Genomic DNA, 15,602 nt, shown 5'->3' with positions numbered 1-15,602 from the left:
TAGTCAGCCCTCACGAAAATTCCACCCCCTAAAGTGCAGTATTTCCAAAGTCCAAGGGGGCGAAGGCCGAAAAAACCGGTGCTATAATGGCATTACCAACAGAAAGAAAGGGGCATGACCCATGAATTCCGGCAACAACAATCTGTCACTGCCGCATCCTTTACAGCTAATATTCCAGCGCTTCTTCTTCGGCAAAAGCATGAAAGGTAGGCTGGGCGCATGAGCAAGCTGTCCACAGAATCCAGGCTGGCCGGCGCATCAAGGCCTGTGGAGCAGCAGCTTCAAGGTGAAGGGCTTGTCAGCCAGCTGCCTCATAAAGGGGTAAGTGTGCGTGAAGTGAATGAGAAGCGTATCCGATATGTACGATATCCGGATGGCGATTGGAACGATGCTGGTTTACAATGGTGTACCTTTCATGACGGATAGTGATTACAACAAGCTTGTAACGATTGAAGAGCAGTACGAAAAAGCAGCTTCGGGAGGTGATCTGCTATTATGCTTGAAACATAATGGAATATTTCACAGTCTATCAATAATCTGGCATGGAATGGTGAAGCGGTTCACATTATTGACCAACACTGGGGGTTGATCGACAGCATGCGGTAAATATTCGTTTCGAATCGTAGCAACGATATTGTGAACGATCACCGGATGCTGCTAGAGGCTTTGAAAAACCGGGATGCGGAAGCTGCCGCTAACATCACAAGAAATCATGTGTCCAAGGCCAATATTAGGATGCGGCGGTCAGAAGTGGATCGTGCAAGCTACGAAGATTGGATTAGAAATAACTGCTTAAATACGACATGTTTCTTAGGGGTGTGGAGATGAAAATAACTGGTATTAATACGTTTGTCGTCGATTGTTACCGTACTAACTTCGTATTCGTCAAAATTGATACCGATGAAGGTATTACCGGGATTGGCGAGGCAACGCTGGAGTATAAAGAGAAGGCTGTAGTTGGAGCCATAGAAGAGTTAAAGCGTTATCTGATCGGTAAGAGCCCGCTGGATATTGAGGCTCATTACCATAATATCTACCGGGATGCTTACTGGCGGGGGGGGGCCGTTCTGATGTCTGCGCTTAGCGCAGTGGAGATGGCGATGTGGGACATCAACGGCAAATCGCTGGGGGTCCCTGTTCATAGGCTGCTGGGAGGCAAGGTTCATGAGAAGGTAAAGGTGTATGCCAATGGGTGGTTTGCCGGAGCAACGTGTGTGGAGGATTTTGGAATTAAAGCTAAGGAAGCGTTGAAACGTGGATTCAAGGGATTGAAGTGGGACCCTTTTGGCAAAGCATTTATGACCATCTCGAACGAGGAATTGGACAACGCCCTTAAATGTATCGGAATTGTGCGGGAAGCTGTCGGTAATGATATCGATTTGTTCATTGAGGGTCATGGCCGTTTCAATGTACCCACTGCGATCAAGATAGCTCAGGAAATTCAGTCCTTCAAGCCCGTGTGGTTCGAAGAACCGATTCCACCCGATAATTTGGATGCCATGGTTGAGGTAAGAATGAAATCCCCGGTAGCAATCGCAGGAGGGGAAAGATTATTCACCAGGCAAGCGTTCATCGAAGTATTCAATCGGAAGGCGCTGGATTTTGTGCAACCGGATATCAGTCATGCCGGCGGAATCATGGAATGTCGCAAGATTGCTGCTTGGGCTGAAGCGAACTACATACCATTTGCCCCGCATAACCCAAGCGGCCCCATCGCGAATGCGGCTACCTTGCAACTGGCTGCCTGCACGCCCAACTTTTTTTATCTGGAAATTATGGCAAGCGATGTGCCCTGGCGCAAGGACATTACGAATGAGCAGCTGCATTTCGCAGATGGCTACATGACGATACCTGATAAGCCAGGGTTAGGCATTGAGTTGAATGAAGATGCAGTCCTTGAGCATCCTTATGCACCGCATGATCTGAGACATTATAACGGGCAGCTCATCCATATTCGGCCTCAAGCAGCAGAAACTTATTTTTGAGTAAGCAAAGAAACCGGGGTGAAGAGAAAGATGTTTGATTTATCCGGAAAAGTAGTTCTGGTGACAGGATCATCGAGAGGTCTCGGACGCGGGATAATTCTGGGTATGGCTAAAGCCGGTGCCAATGTGATTATCAATGACCTTGAGGTGACGGAACATGCCATTCAGCTTGTTGATCAGGTCAAGGCATTAGGACGGGATGCCATCGCGATTCAAGCAGATGTCAGTCAAGAGGATGCAGTCCGAAGATTGTTTCATATGGCGATACAGAAGTATGGCCGCCTCGACGTACTGGTCAATAATGCGGGCACCTCCAGAGCAGAAGAAATTGGTGAAACATCGCTGCACAGCTGGAATGAAATTATCGGCAACAACTTGACGAGTACGTTCTTGTGCTCGAAATATGCTATGGACATTATGATGCCGCAAAAAAGCGGCAGGATTATTTCCATCAGTTCGGTTGTGGGGCATCAAGGAGCTATCTATGGTCATGTTCATTATGCTGCCAGCAAAAGCGGACAGATGGGATTCACGAAAACGCTCGCCCGCACGGCGGCCCCTTATGGCATTACAGTAAATGCGATCGCTCCCGGTATTATCGGAACCGAATTACTGTTTCAAACGCATGGGCCTGAGAAAGTACAGAAGTTAACGGAATCCGTACCTCTGGGCTTAGGAAAGCCTGAAGACGTTGCAGCGGCAGCGGTATTCTTGGCCAGCGAAGAAGCCCACTATCTAACCGGAGTTGTCCTGGATGTAAACGGCGGGCTTTATTTAAGATAAGGAAAGGACGGAGTGAGGATAATGACTCTATCGATTCAGGCAGGAAAATTGCAATTTGCTGTCGATCTGCAGGGGCGTTTTGGAAGCTGGTCGGCAGAGGGGCTCCCTTTGCGCGAAACTGCGGGAGCGGACTTTTGGAGAATTCAGTTGGACAATGGGGAGTTTCGCGATATGTCTGTCTGCTCAAGCCAGCAGAGCGGAACCGTAAGCGAGATTGAAAATGGATTGGTTATCCAATACCAGCAACTCGAAGCGGAGGACGGTCATATATATCCTGTACGGTTCCAAGTGCAGATCGTGGCAGTCGGAGACCAATTGCATTTCTCCTATAAGGTCATTAATCAAAGTGAAGCTAGAGTGAACGAGGTCAAGCTTCCGTTCGTAGATTTATCCGTCATAGGAGATGAAGAGCGCGCACGCGATGTCTTGTATCGCAGTGAGGGTCATGGGCACCGGCTTGTTGATCCTTGGACGGCCATTGACAAGGCACACAGTGAATACATGTTCAGCGATAACCATGAAATCTGGCTCGATATGACCTATCCGAGCTTCAGCAGCATGGCTTGGTTCGGTGTACAGAGCGGATCGCATTTTCTCTATGTAGGGCGGCATGATGATTGCTTCACGTCTTGCGTTCTGGCTGCCGGAATAGGACCCCGCAACAGTGACCCGCGTTTTCTTCTCGCTGTTTCTCAGTTTCCATTGGTGAAAGCCGGAGAAGAGGTGGGGTCGCCTGTCTCTGTAGTTGCTTTTGTTCCCGGTGATTGGCGGCAGGGTTCAGCCATTTATAGACAATGGGCAAATGGCTGGTTCAGCGAGCCCCAGAAGCCCGCATGGGTACAAGAGCTTCGTGGCTGGCAGCGAATCATCATGAAGCATCAGTTCGGCAAAATATATTTTCGATATGATGATCTGCCGCGAGTTTACGAGGAAGGCAAAGCGGTTGGCGTAGAAATGATCCTGCTCTTCGGCTGGTGGAAGGGCGGCTTCGATAACGGTTACCCCGTATATGAGCCAGATCCTGCACTTGGTGGAGAAGAAGGGCTCAAAGCTGCCATCGCAGAAGTACAGCGGCGGGGGGGACGCGTTGCTTTGTACACCAACGGGGTGCTAATCGATGTAAAGTCCGACTATTACAAGGAGACAGGGTACCGGATTTGTCGCAAGAATATTGATGACGTGGAGTACAGGGAGCATTACAAATTCAGCAATGATGGTATGCTGCTGCGCAATTTTGGTTACAAGAGCTTCGTTTCCGCCTGTCAGGCTACTGATGAGTGGAACGAGCAGCTTATCAAGGTCGGTCAACAGAAGCTTAGCTATAATCCGGACTCTATTTTCTACGACCAGATTGCCGGACATTTTCCTCTTCTTTGCTTTGACGCCTCCCATCATCACGGAAATCGGGGGGATAACGAAACGGTTTGGCGGCGGCATAACTTGAAGCAAATGCGTGAGCTATGCGAGGGTGATAAAGCTCTTGGCTCGGAATTTGTCGTCGACTGCTATGCTCCGTTCTTGGATTTCCATCATAGCTGCGGGTATGCCGCCTTCAAAGACGAGGATTCTTTCCCCGAGCTTTATCGGCAGACCTTTCCGGAGACAATTATGTCTAATCGGTTCATTCATGATGAGAGAAGTGATTTTAAGCGGCAGCTTAACTTCGCGTTTGTGTACGGGTATCGGTTTGACATCGCGATTTTCCGCAGCCGGGCAACGGTAACGGAGGTAGAGGCTTATGCCCGCCATATTCAGGGGTTGATCGCTTTACGCGAAAGCTACGCCGAATTTTTTTATCATGGCACTTTCTCACTGGACACGGATATGGAGCTGCCTGAGGGAATCATCAAGACGGAATTCGTTCATAAGGCAGGAAGGCTTCTTGTATTCTGGAATGATTCCATGGAGGAAAAGCAGCTTACTTACCAAAGCCGGATGATTCGGTTGGCTGCGAATGAATTGCTATGTGAGATCGTGAAGTAAGCCACCAATGCCAAGCCGCCAAGCGGTCCGCACGGACTGATTGGCGGCTTTTTTAATATATGTTTTACGCTATACTTTATCCTTATATTTCTCGCAGAAACGGATGCCGTCCTTTGTTAAGGACGGCAAAGCCGTTTCTTCTTGCATATTAACTTGAATCCGCTGTGAGGGGAGAAAATTCACCTCGTATTATGCAGTATATCTAAAGTTTAAGGGGGCGAAGGCGCAAAAAGCCGGTGCTATAATAGCGGTACCAACAGGAAGAAAGGGGAAATATCCATGAAATCCGGCGAAAAACAGTCGATTTCTGCACCGCCGTTTCCATTAAAGCGCTTCTCCCTAAGCTATGAAATGAAAGGGGGCAGAGAGAATGAGCAAGCTGGCCGCTGAATCCGAATTGGCCGTTCCTTCCCTGAACCCGGGGAACCGGCGCTCCTTCAAACGTTTCCTCCGAAAATATGGCCCCGCCTATCTGATGCTTCTGCTGCCCGTCTGCTTCTTCACCGTTTTTTCGCTGTATCCCATCGGGTGGGCATTGAAGTATGTGTTCTACTACTATGACGGCGTAAGACCGGAGCGGTTCACCGGGCTCGCCAATCTCCACCGGCTGATGGAGGATCAGATCTACTGGTCCAGTCTCTGGAAGCAGGGGCTGTTCTCCCTGAAAATATTCATCGAGCTTCCTCTGGCGTTTGTCCTTGCGTTGTTCCTGTATTCGCACCTGCGGGGCAGAAATATCTTCCGGGCGATGTTCGTAATGCCTTATATTTTGCCGGGCTCGACAATGGCCCTGGTGATGTACATCTTGCTGAATCCCTATAACGGCGGGCTTAATCAGCTGCTGCTGAAGCTCCACCTGATTGATCAGCCGATTCAATTTTTGTCGGGCGGCTGGACGGCATTTGCCAGCGGGATGGTGATGGATGCCTGGCAGAACTTCGGGATCAACATGCTGTTCTTCCTGGTCGGATTAACCAGCATTCCGAAGGATGTCTATGAAAGCGCCGACATGGACGGGGCCACGGGCTGGAAACGGATGCGGTATATCTCGATTCCGATGATGGGCCGGATTCTGCAGATGATTCTCTTCCTTTCGATTCTCGGTACGCTGAAATCGATGGGCCCCTTCCTCGTTCTGACTAACGGCGGACCCAACAATGCTACGGAATTGACGTTCCTGTATATTTTCCACCAGTTCTTTGGGGGCGATGCCGGCAGCAACTACGGGTATGGCGCAACGGTGGCGGTGGTCACCGCACTGATGCTGGTCGTCATCTCCATGGGGTATTTCAGACTGACCAAAAAAATGGACTATCATGAATGAGGAGGGGGCAAGATGAAGCAATTATTGCAGGGGCTGAAATACATCTTTTTGCTGGCGGCCGCGTTTTTGACGCTTGTGCCGGTATTGTATGTATTCTTTTATTCCTTTAAATCGAATCAGGAGCTGATTACCGGAGGCAGCCTGTTCCCGAAAGTGTGGACGTGGTCCAATTATTCCGAAGTGTGGCAGAAGCTCGATTTCTCGCTCTATTTTTATAACTCGGTCATTTTTGCAGTGGTAAGCTCAGGGATGTCGGTGGTCATGGGGGCCATGGCCGGCTATGTATTCGCCAGAACGCAGTTTCCCGGCAAACGCCTGCTGTCGATGCTGATTATCGGCGTCATGTTCGTCAGTCTCGGACCCATGACACTGTACCCGAAATTTAAGCTCGCGGTGGATTGGGGATTAACGGACAGTATTTACACGATTCCGCTCGTTGCCCTGTACGGTTTGGGGGCCAGTGTATTCCTGTACGAAGGTTTTGTTAAATCTCTTGGCCAGGACATGGACGAGGCTGGTATTATGGATGGAGCAGGCTACTTCACGCGATTCTTCCGTTTGACCCTGCCTTTGATGGCGCCGATTACGGCGACTTTCTTCTTATTGGAATTTATAGCAGAATGGAACAATTATATCCTGCCGCTAGTGATGAGCATCGGGAATCCCGATACGAAAACGCTGACCGTAGGGGTAGTTGAACTGCGCAATACAGGAACCGGAGCCGCCGCATGGAATCTGCTGCTGGCCGGATCGATGATTTCCGTGATTCCGGTATTGACTGTATTTCTTGTACTCAACCGGCAGATTGTCGGAGGACTCGCACAGGGGGCTGTAAAGGGCTGACAGATTGGGGGATGGGTATGTACAAGGTGTTGATTGTGGACGATGAGCATTTCATTCGGGAGAGACTGGTTACAATGATCCCTTGGGAAGAGTATGATCTGGAGGTTGCCGGTGTGGCGGAGGATGGGACGAACGCCCTGGAGCTGATGGCGCAGATTTCGCCAGATATTGTTATCAGCGACATCCGGATGCCGGATATGACGGGACTTGAGATGATTTCGAGGGCTGTCCTTCATCATCCCGATATCCGGTATATCATTCTCAGCGCCTACGGCGAGTTTGATTATGCCCGCCGGGCGCTGCAGCTCGGCGTGACCGATTATTTGCTGAAGCCGACCAGGCCGGAGGAGCTGCTGCAGGTTCTGCTGAAACAGGTCGATTATCTGGTGCAGCTGAAGGTGCAAAGGCAGCGTGTAAGGCGCAATCAATATTATGAGGAATCGATCCGTTCCCAGTATATCCAGGAGCTGATCCTCGGGAACCATCCGGGCTACGATTGGCAGGAGGAATGCGCCCATGTCGGGCTGGAATGGATGCTGAAAGGCGAGCTGAGGCTGTTTCTGGTGACGCTGGAAGGGCATATGACGATTGATAAAAGCGCTCAATTTGCCGTGCAGAATGTAATGCATGAGTTGTTGTCCGCCTATGAGGATATTTGCACGATCCGCCTGTCCTTCGGCAAATGGTTGCTGACCGTCGGGGGAAGCCGGACGGAGGAGGAGCTGATTGCCCTGGCAAGGCAGCTGTATGAGTGCATCGACCGGTTCACCAAAAAGAAGGTGCATATCATGATCTCCGAAACGGGCCAAAGCCCGCTTGAGCTGTCCAGACTGTTCTGGGAAACTGAGAAGATGATGGAGTATATGGGCGGCGATACGGAGGAGCCGATCCGCTTCCTGCTGCCGTCCAGCCGTGAGCTGGCCTATATGCAGTGGACCAAGTCGATGGCCGAGCTGATCCAGTGGATGGTGAAGGGGGAGACGGAGCAGGTGGTCCGCTGGCTGAACCAGCTGACGGTCTCATTTCTGGAATGGGAGCTTGGAGCCGCCCGGCGCTGGTGCTTCGAGTGGCTGACAACGATCAGGGAGCATGTCCAGACCGGAGGGGACAACGTCCTTCCGGATACGGAGGACCTGAAGATGCGCATTGCCGGACAGAACAAGATCAAGGATCTGCTGCAATTTTTCACCCATGAAATTCATCATTTGATCCACCGGCGGCACGGAAAAGGCGCGCACCGTCTGATTCGGATTGTGCTTGAGCGGATTGACCAGCAATATGGCCAGGATATTCAACTGACGACCGTTGCCGAGGAGCTTGGGATTTCGCCTGTATACCTGAGTGAGCTGTTCAAGCAGCAGACGGGGATTACGTTCCGGACGCATCTGCTTCAGGTCCGTATGGCCGCCGCGCTCAATCTATTGAAGGACCCGACACTCAAGGTGTACGAGGTGTCCTACAAGGTCGGGTATAACAAGGTGGAGCATTTTGTGAAGCTGTTCAAAAAAGAGTACGGCATGACTCCCTCCGAGTACCGGGGGGCTCTTGTATGAGAAGACAGCGCCTGCCGTTCCACCGTTTCCACCACAAGCTTTTTTTGATGATCCTGCTGCTGACTCTGGCTCCGATCCTGATTGTCGGGGCCGTGAACATCTTCGTCACCTCCAATCTGTTCACCCGTCAGCTGGAGGAAAGCTCGGACATGATCTTGTCGCGCACAGCCGCCCCGTTCGAACAACTGTATCAGGAGTTCGAAATGACGGAGCGGCTGTTTTTGCATGATGAAGAGCTGGTCCAGGCTTTTTTTAATACCTCGGAAAATTCCGTTATCCGCCAGACGGCGGTAGCCAACCGCCTGCTCCAGTACCTCACGAACATTAAGTATATCAACGCGGACTTCCGCATTTCTTTCCTGCTGCCGGATGAGCATTATTTGTCCCATTACGGTCTTCCGGTAAAAGCCGACCCCGAGTTTATTGAAGGTCTTTCTTTGGACCAGGGCGCGCTGGAGCAGGTGTATAGATTGTCCGGGAAAGATTCAGCGGATGAATTTACCTGGATTGTGCCAATCGGCAGCATTACCCACCATCAGCTGTACGGCAGCATGCTTATTTCTGTTCCCTACAGCTCCATAAAGGCCTTGCTAGGTGAGCCGCTGGAATCCGGGCAGCGACAGTATCTGCTCGCCGACAATGCCTTCGAAGGAGATGTGTTTGTCGGATATCAGGGCACGGAAGAGAATGCCGGGCTTCGCTCCGGCCTCTTGCTGGCAGCGGGAGAACCGGGCAGTCAAGCGGACTACAGCTATACCGAAGGCGAAAACTATTACTCCACGCGGCATGTCGGGGAGAACTGGACACTGCTTGGCATTGTGCCCCGCAAGCATGTGCTGTTTCCGCTCTATAAGGTCTATCAATGGACCGCCGGGGTGATGGGGCTGCTGCTGCTGGTGTCCACGATGGTATCGAGCCGCCTGGCCCACAATTTCTCCCGGCCGATTGAGCGGCTGGCTTCCCTTGTCGTGCGCAAGAAGAGTTATGGTGCCCATTTGAATATTCCGCCTTTGGTGCGGGGGGATGAAATCGGCATCCTGTATGACGGGATCCGCGAGCTGCTGATGGAAATCCGTGAGGAGCAGATTTTGAAGCGGGAATATCATCTGCGTCTGCTGCAGTATCAGATTAATCCCCATTTCCTGTACAACAGCCTGGATACGATTAACTGGAAGGCGCTTGAGCACAGGGACCGCGAGCTTACCGGCATGATCGAATATTTGACCGGCTTTCTCCGTGCGGGGCTGGATGGCCATGACGTGGTCACACTGGAGCAGGAGCTGAAGCATTTGAACAATTATATCGGCATGCAGCAGATCCGCTACAAAGAACAGTTCGCCATCACTGTAGAGATGGAGCCGGAGCTACTTCAGCAGACAATAGTTAAGATTTCCCTGCAGCCCCTGGTGGAGAATGCCATTATGCACGGAATGAGCCGTCAGGCAGGCGGGAACCGCATTGAAATCAAGGGTAGGCGGACAGGCGAAGACACCTACAGTATCGGGGTATTCGACAATGGACAGCTGCTGGATCTGCCGAAGGTGCAGCGCCTGCTCAGCGAGCGGGAGCCTGACCCTACGTCCTTCGGCATCCGCAATGTTCATGAACGCATCCGGCTGTATTTCGGTGAGGCCTATGGACTTCAGGTCAAACCGCTGGAGGATGGGAAATGCTTCGAATTGTTGATTCCATTTACAGAAAATGGAGTCAATCTGGCGGAAACGGATCCACCGCCGTCTGTATTTTGAAAAAGAAAGCGTTTTTGTTCAGTAAATATGAATTCCGAGGGGTTAGCTGGCCTCCTATTCCTTTTTATAATCAGGTTGTAATCAAAACAAAATAAGGGGTTGAAGAATTTGAGTGAAAAAAAAAGGAGTAAGCAGGGGATTCTGGCCGCGGCAGCAATGCTTCTGGTCCTGATGACCGGATGCTCTAACAATGGTGACGCTAGCTCGTCGGCAAACAGTAATACCACCGCACCCAAAGAAAAAGTATCGATCGAGGTATGGGTCAACTCGCGGCATGACCTGGAAGTGCGGGAAAGACTAGTCAAAAAATTCAATGAAACCAACCCTGACAATATCGAGATCAACTATAAAGTGTTCGCGGACAATTATGAGGAGCAGCTGAAGCTGGCGCTGAACGCCGGGAATCTGCCGGACATCGCCTATAATATTACCACCGATCTGGTGAATGCCGAATATCCGCTGGATTTGAACCCGCTGATTACGCCGGAAATTCGGGACCGCTTTGATGAATCCGCTCTCACGGTTCCGCCAAGCGCCAAAAACGGGGAACTGGACTATATCTTTGAGAATGTCACCACCTTCAAGCTGATCTACAACAAGGACCTGTTCAAGGCCTCGGGACTGGATCCGGAGAAACCACCGGCCACCTGGCAGGAAATGAGTGAATATGCCAAGCAAATTACGGCCAGTGGAGGCGGGCAGAAGTTTGGGCTTGGACTGCCTGTGAAGCAGACGGTATTCTGGAGATATTATGCGATTTATCCGGCGGCTGTCTCCGGCGACATCAATGGGCGTGATGGCTGGAATGCGGTAACCGGTAAATATGATTTCTCGCCGTTCGCCAAGTATGTGAAATGGTGGATTGATGTGAACAAGGAAGGAAGTGTCTTCCCGGGTGTCGGTACCTACGATAATGACATGATCCGTGCCCAGTTCGCGGAAGGAAATATCGGCATGCTGTCAGCGGCTACCTGGGATATCGGGGTGTTTAACGACCAATTCCCGGCCAAAATCGACTGGGCGGTTGCCGACTTTCCGACCTGGGACGGCAAAGTGCTGGGCGGCCCCGCTTATGAGACGGCCAGCGGCTTCAGCATCAACAAAAACTCGAAGCACCTGGAAGAAGCCAAGAAAGCGTGGGAATTCCTCATCTCTGATGAAATGTTCGTAGAGCTGGCCAAAAAAGGCCTCGGCTCCTTCACCAACCTTGCCGCTCAGGACAAAGCGATTCAACCGACTGACCGCAAAGGAGTGGACGGTTTCGTGATTGACGACAAATCCGTGGATTACCCGAGGGCTCCTCGCCTTGATTATTCGGTAGTGAATCCTCCGCTCAAGGTAGGCTCGCTGGATGTCAGCAAATCGGCTGTAGTGTACGATGTGATGAACCAGCTGTTCATGAGCAGCAAGGAACTGCCGGACATTGAGAAGCAGCTGGAGGAACTGGGCGATGCCTTCAATAAATTGGCTGAAGCCAATGTCGAAGCCGGAACGATTGATCTGGCCAAATACCAGAAGCCGGATTTTAAACCGCTGAAGCCTTAAGGGCTCGGCAAGGATGTGCCCCGGTCTGCTTACAGCGTAGGCAGACCGGGGCGGCTGTCAATCCGGGCCAAACGATCTTTAGCGAGGAGACATTCTGTGATGAGCATATCTGTAATGGAAAAGATACTGGAGCATAAGCTGGTTGCAATTCTGCGGGGAATTGACGCGGTGGCCATTGTGCCTGTAGTGGAGGCTCTGGTCGAAGGAGGAATCCGGCTGCTGGAAATTCCGTTCAACCAGCGGGGCGCAGCGGAAGCAAACGGTGCTTCGGCTATTATCGCCCAACTGTCCCGCCGCTTTGGGGGAAGCCTGTGCATCGGAGCGGGGACTGATTTCGGTTCCCGGAGCGGCGACACCGAGCGAGATGGCCGAGGCTTACAGCTATGGCACGGATCTCGTCAAGCTGTTTCCTGCCGGTGATCTGGGAATCGGCTACATGAAGTCCGTGCTGGCTCCGCTGAATCATATTCCGGTGATGGCTGTGGGCGGTGTGGACGAAGGCAATCTGCAGGACTGGCTGGGAGCCGGGGCTTCGGCTGTCGGAGCAAGACTGGTGCAGGAGAAATGGGTTAGCGAAGGCAACTACGAAGCGTTGGCTGCTCTGGCCCGGAACTATGTAGGCAGGACAAGGCAGACGGGGCAGGAAGAGAAATGAACATGAATGCTGAAAAGGATCGTTCACTGGAGCCGCCGGAAATTGTGCGGAGTCCGGGGAGTGAATATTTGAAGGAGAACAGGCAGTGGCAGGGAATCCCCGGGATTGAGGCGGTCCGTCCTGTCGGCGATCGTCAGGAAGGCGGATATGATCCTGGCGGGTGCAGGTGAAGGGGACTTCCTATACGCAACGAAGGATTGCGCCGAGTTGGCGAAGCATTTTCACCAGGACGGCCTGTCCCTTGCAGAAGCTGTAACCAGAGGCTGTGCGGTCGGACGATGGTGAATGGTGATATCGAAGGGCTGCCTGACCGTCTAGCCTTAACCTCCTTTCTTCAATCATCGCTTGAAGATGAGGTACAGCGCTATACAGTTTGCGAGGAGTGGTGATATGAGTACAGAGACAGGCATTCTTACAGGTATTCTTAATGAACAGGATTACTATCGAATCGTCTATGGCGGCTGGCTTGGCAAAAATATCGGCGGAACGCTGGGGGCTCCGGTAGAAGGCCGCAAAGAGCTGCTTCAGCTCGACTTCTACCCGGAGCTACCGGATGGACCGCTGGAGAACGACGATCTGGATCTACAGCTGGTGTGGCTGCATGCGCTGGAGCAGTATGGGCCGGGCATCACGGCGCGGCAGCTGGCGCGGGAATGGGTGGACCATATTTTTTTTCCGTTTGATGAATACGGCTATGCGTTGACCAATATGCGCAGAGGGCTTATGCCCCCGCTCGCCGGAAGCTTCAACAATCCCTTCAACAACTGCATGGGTTCGCCGATCCGCTCCGAAATCTGGGCTATGGTTGCTCCCGGAATGCCGGAGGTGGCTGCACGTTATGCCTACGAAGATGCGATTACGGACCATGCAGGCGGCGAGGGCGTATACGGGGAAATGTTCTTCGCCGCGCTGGAGAGCGCTGTATTCTTCGAGAAGGACAGGGATGCGCTGATCGCCATCGGCATGAAGTTCATTCCTGCGGACTGCCGCACTGCGCTGGCGGTTACAGATTTATTGCGCTGGCACCGGGAAGGCCGGGACTGGCTGACAGCACGCGAGCTGATTCTTCTGCATCACGGGCACCCTAATTTTACGGATGCGCCGCAAAATATCGCCTTTACCCTGCTGGGCTGGCTGTATGGCGAGGATTTCGAGGATGCCATTCTGAAAGCCGTGAACTGCGGCTATGATACGGACTGCACGGCGGCTACGCTGGCCTCCATACTGGGGATGATTATCGGACCGGAGGGCCTGCCCGCCAAATGGGTGGACCCTGTGGGCAACCGGGTCGTGGTCAGTCCGCCGATCAACGGTTTTCCGCATCCGGCTACGCTGGATGAATTGACCCGCAGAACCATTGCGGTTGGCAAGCAGGTGCTGGCCCATGCCGGTTCGCGGATTTCAGTCCTGCCAGAGGCCGCAACCCGGTTGATCCCTGAGGAGGAAGTCGGCGATTCCTTTAAAGAGCTATGGAGACGTGATCCCAACGTGGATATCCGCCTTCTGCCTGAAGGCTCCCAGAAGCATGCACTGCTGCAACTGGAGATCCGTTATGAAGACAATGACCCTTCTATCGGTGCAGGCTGCCGGAAGGAGCTGGAGTTCACGATTACTAACAGGACTGACGTTTCTCTGAACTTCCGCCTGGCCCTGCAGCTTCCGCAGGAGTGGCAGGGACCGGACGGAGAAACAATCACGCTGGCGGCAGGGGAAACACATATCTGGGAGGCGGCGGTCACCGCATCAAGCGGGCTGAAGGAATCCGCCTACCCCCTGCAGCTTCAACTGACCAGGCTGCATAACCATGTGGAATGGGCGGTATTTCATACATCGTTCACTCTGGTGCGGGGCCAGGGCTGGCGTGTCTCCGGTCCGGGAAGTTCGGAAAGTCAGCCTCTCTGGAACTCCGGGAATCGACTGCTGCTTGACGAAGCCATTGCTTCAGAGTCCGAGGGCTGGTATCTTGGCCGGACGATCCTGCGTAATCCGCTGGACCGCAAGGTCTGCCTGGCTGTCGCGGCCCCGGGAGCCGTCCGGTTGAAGCTGGACGGAAAGACCATTCTGGACTCCCCCGGAGCTGAGGATTGGCTGCCCTCCTATCATCGGGGAGCGGAGGGGCAGCGGATTGAGCTGCTGCTGACTGCCGGGGATCATCAGCTTGAGGTAGAAGCACTTCGGGGGGAGCAACCGCTGGAACTCTATGTGCTGCTGGTAGCGCCTACCGAAACCGAGGAGCCGGGATTTTGCTATAATCTGAATGATCTGCTGCTGGATCTGCCGGCTGGGGAATGAAATTTGTAAGATAAAAACCAGCTAATAGTATGTCAAGTCAAGCTTTTGGATACCCATGACAAAATAAACCTCCACCAAATGTGCAGATGCAGATGCTGAGAAAGTCATTGTCTTAGAATCAGATAGTCGAAAACACATAGTCACGGTTTGTGTCAATTTATGATCTGAAAAATAACGTCTTGTGCCAGGAGTCGTTACAGATTGTGCCAAAGCCACGTTACAGAATCGCCTGAAAAGGCTCTTTTAGTGCCAAAGTGAATTACAACTCACATCCATATTTCAAATTCCCGTCCCTGAATAAAAATAACTGTCTCTAATTGACCAAAGACTGGAACATGGTTGTCTTATCCAGTCTTTTTCCCATGTTTGCAGAAGCAGGAACGAGAGAGGTTAGAGAGAATAGTAGGATTATAGGAAAAATAAGGATGAAGGTGTATCCAGAAAAGGGAGTGAATGTTGTATGGGAATTGTAAAGTCACCAGGCGGATCCATCTATCCTTACGCTTACAAAGGTGGTGAAATTCATTGTCTGAAGTATGGAAGTTTCTTTGATAAACATGAGGCATTGTATGCACTGATGAAGGCAGAAGAAGATTTTATTATAAGTACAAATAGAAAGCTGAGGATATGGGTCGACTTCTATGAAACCAGATTAACCGATCAGATATGGATTGAATTTATGGAAAGTATGAACCGCTTGAAGGACCATATACGTAAGCTAGCCATCGTCGGCTTTTCCATTCGTCAGAAATGGTCGCTTAGAAAAGTATGCAGGCAGTTAAATGTAAAGTCTAACCTGCCCATAATAAAATTTTTTGATGATCCGGAAGATGCAAAAGCTTGGCTTGTAAGTGAATAATAACGTTTGTGCCAGGTGAGGGATTCATGATT

Annotated in this window: 15 protein-coding genes; all 15 read left to right on the top strand. The window is 51.7% G+C overall.

What is annotated here, in order from left to right:
- The first annotated feature begins 219 nt into the window (after nucleotides 1-219).
- The 15 genes from IEY53_RS01485 (at nucleotide 220) to IEY53_RS01415 (ending at nucleotide 15,570) form a co-directional block, all read left to right on the top strand.
- Nucleotides 220-426: a hypothetical protein gene (locus IEY53_RS01485; protein WP_189021839.1), complete on the top strand. Its 207-nt coding sequence runs from the start codon at nucleotides 220-222 to the stop codon at nucleotides 424-426.
- Between the two features lie 180 nt (nucleotides 427-606).
- A complete protein-coding gene (locus IEY53_RS35980; protein WP_373293776.1) occupies nucleotides 607-828 on the top strand; it encodes an FCD domain-containing protein in 222 nt (73 codons plus the stop codon).
- Nucleotides 825-1,985 (top strand): galactonate dehydratase, encoded by a 1,161-nt coding sequence (dgoD, locus tag IEY53_RS01475; RefSeq protein WP_189021837.1) that lies wholly within the window; start codon nucleotides 825-827, stop codon nucleotides 1,983-1,985. The genes IEY53_RS35980 and dgoD overlap by 4 nt, the downstream gene beginning before the upstream one ends.
- An 18-nt stretch (nucleotides 1,986-2,003) precedes the next feature.
- Nucleotides 2,004-2,768: an SDR family NAD(P)-dependent oxidoreductase gene (locus IEY53_RS01470; RefSeq protein WP_229695907.1), complete on the top strand. Its 765-nt coding sequence runs from the start codon at nucleotides 2,004-2,006 to the stop codon at nucleotides 2,766-2,768.
- Between the two features lie 21 nt (nucleotides 2,769-2,789).
- Nucleotides 2,790-4,751 carry a DUF6259 domain-containing protein gene (locus IEY53_RS01465; RefSeq protein WP_189021836.1) on the top strand — a complete coding sequence of 654 codons (1,962 nt, stop codon included), beginning with the start codon at nucleotides 2,790-2,792 and terminating at the stop codon, nucleotides 4,749-4,751.
- Between the two features lie 370 nt (nucleotides 4,752-5,121).
- Complete coding sequence (locus tag IEY53_RS01460; protein ID WP_189021835.1) at nucleotides 5,122-6,075, top strand: carbohydrate ABC transporter permease; 954 nt, start codon at nucleotides 5,122-5,124, stop codon at nucleotides 6,073-6,075.
- A 12-nt stretch (nucleotides 6,076-6,087) separates the two neighbouring features.
- Nucleotides 6,088-6,918, top strand: a complete 831-nt coding sequence (locus tag IEY53_RS01455; protein ID WP_189021834.1) for a carbohydrate ABC transporter permease — start codon at nucleotides 6,088-6,090, stop codon at nucleotides 6,916-6,918.
- Nucleotides 6,919-6,935: 17 nt separating this feature from the next.
- Nucleotides 6,936-8,471 carry a response regulator transcription factor gene (locus IEY53_RS01450; RefSeq protein WP_189021833.1) on the top strand — a complete coding sequence of 512 codons (1,536 nt, stop codon included), beginning with the start codon at nucleotides 6,936-6,938 and terminating at the stop codon, nucleotides 8,469-8,471.
- A complete protein-coding gene (locus IEY53_RS01445) occupies nucleotides 8,468-10,219 on the top strand; it encodes a sensor histidine kinase (protein WP_189021832.1) in 1,752 nt (583 codons plus the stop codon). Before IEY53_RS01450 ends, IEY53_RS01445 begins: the two co-directional genes overlap by 4 nt.
- A 108-nt stretch (nucleotides 10,220-10,327) precedes the next feature.
- Entirely contained in the window at nucleotides 10,328-11,764 is a 1,437-nt protein-coding gene (locus IEY53_RS01440) for an ABC transporter substrate-binding protein (protein ID WP_189021831.1), read from the top strand.
- 99 nt (nucleotides 11,765-11,863) lie between these two features.
- Nucleotides 11,864-12,184: a beta/alpha barrel domain-containing protein gene (locus IEY53_RS34880; protein ID WP_229695915.1), complete on the top strand. Its 321-nt coding sequence runs from the start codon at nucleotides 11,864-11,866 to the stop codon at nucleotides 12,182-12,184.
- Nucleotides 12,093-12,419, top strand: coding sequence for a bifunctional 4-hydroxy-2-oxoglutarate aldolase/2-dehydro-3-deoxy-phosphogluconate aldolase (locus IEY53_RS01430; protein WP_229695914.1), 327 nt, complete (start codon nucleotides 12,093-12,095; stop codon nucleotides 12,417-12,419). Before IEY53_RS34880 ends, IEY53_RS01430 begins: the two co-directional genes overlap by 92 nt.
- A gap of 2 nt (nucleotides 12,420-12,421) precedes the next feature.
- A complete protein-coding gene (locus IEY53_RS01425) occupies nucleotides 12,422-12,589 on the top strand; it encodes a hypothetical protein (RefSeq protein ID WP_189021828.1) in 168 nt (55 codons plus the stop codon).
- Nucleotides 12,590-12,809: 220 nt separating this feature from the next.
- Nucleotides 12,810-14,711 (top strand): ADP-ribosylglycohydrolase family protein, encoded by a 1,902-nt coding sequence (locus IEY53_RS01420; RefSeq protein WP_189021827.1) that lies wholly within the window; start codon nucleotides 12,810-12,812, stop codon nucleotides 14,709-14,711.
- A 460-nt stretch (nucleotides 14,712-15,171) separates the two neighbouring features.
- Nucleotides 15,172-15,570, top strand: a complete 399-nt coding sequence (locus IEY53_RS01415) for an STAS/SEC14 domain-containing protein (protein WP_189021826.1) — start codon at nucleotides 15,172-15,174, stop codon at nucleotides 15,568-15,570.
- Nucleotides 15,571-15,602 lie beyond the last annotated feature (32 nt).

Origin of the sequence: Paenibacillus albidus (genome assembly GCF_014644435.1) — a bacterium.
Classification (GTDB): domain Bacteria; phylum Bacillota; class Bacilli; order Paenibacillales; family Paenibacillaceae; genus Paenibacillus_AQ; species Paenibacillus_AQ albidus.
Note: the sequence above shows the minus strand (reverse complement) of the source record. Positions and strands in the feature narration are given on the sequence as shown.

Excerpts from the sequence above, each read along its gene's own strand:
- IEY53_RS01485 (WP_189021839.1), top strand. The coding sequence starts at position 220 with ATGAGCAAGCTGTCCACAGAATCCAGGCTGGCCGGCGCATCAAGGCCT.
- dgoD (WP_189021837.1), top strand. The coding sequence starts at position 825 with ATGAAAATAACTGGTATTAATACGTTTGTCGTCGATTGTTACCGTACT.
- IEY53_RS01465 (WP_189021836.1), top strand. The coding sequence starts at position 2,790 with ATGACTCTATCGATTCAGGCAGGAAAATTGCAATTTGCTGTCGATCTG.
- IEY53_RS01460 (WP_189021835.1), top strand. The coding sequence starts at position 5,122 with ATGAGCAAGCTGGCCGCTGAATCCGAATTGGCCGTTCCTTCCCTGAAC.
- IEY53_RS01455 (WP_189021834.1), top strand. The coding sequence starts at position 6,088 with ATGAAGCAATTATTGCAGGGGCTGAAATACATCTTTTTGCTGGCGGCC.
- IEY53_RS01450 (WP_189021833.1), top strand. The coding sequence starts at position 6,936 with ATGTACAAGGTGTTGATTGTGGACGATGAGCATTTCATTCGGGAGAGA.
- IEY53_RS01445 (WP_189021832.1), top strand. The coding sequence starts at position 8,468 with ATGAGAAGACAGCGCCTGCCGTTCCACCGTTTCCACCACAAGCTTTTT.
- IEY53_RS34880 (WP_229695915.1), top strand. The coding sequence starts at position 11,864 with ATGAGCATATCTGTAATGGAAAAGATACTGGAGCATAAGCTGGTTGCA.
- IEY53_RS01425 (WP_189021828.1), top strand. The coding sequence starts at position 12,422 with ATGAATGCTGAAAAGGATCGTTCACTGGAGCCGCCGGAAATTGTGCGG.
- IEY53_RS01420 (WP_189021827.1), top strand. The coding sequence starts at position 12,810 with ATGAGTACAGAGACAGGCATTCTTACAGGTATTCTTAATGAACAGGAT.
- IEY53_RS01415 (WP_189021826.1), top strand. The coding sequence starts at position 15,172 with ATGGGAATTGTAAAGTCACCAGGCGGATCCATCTATCCTTACGCTTAC.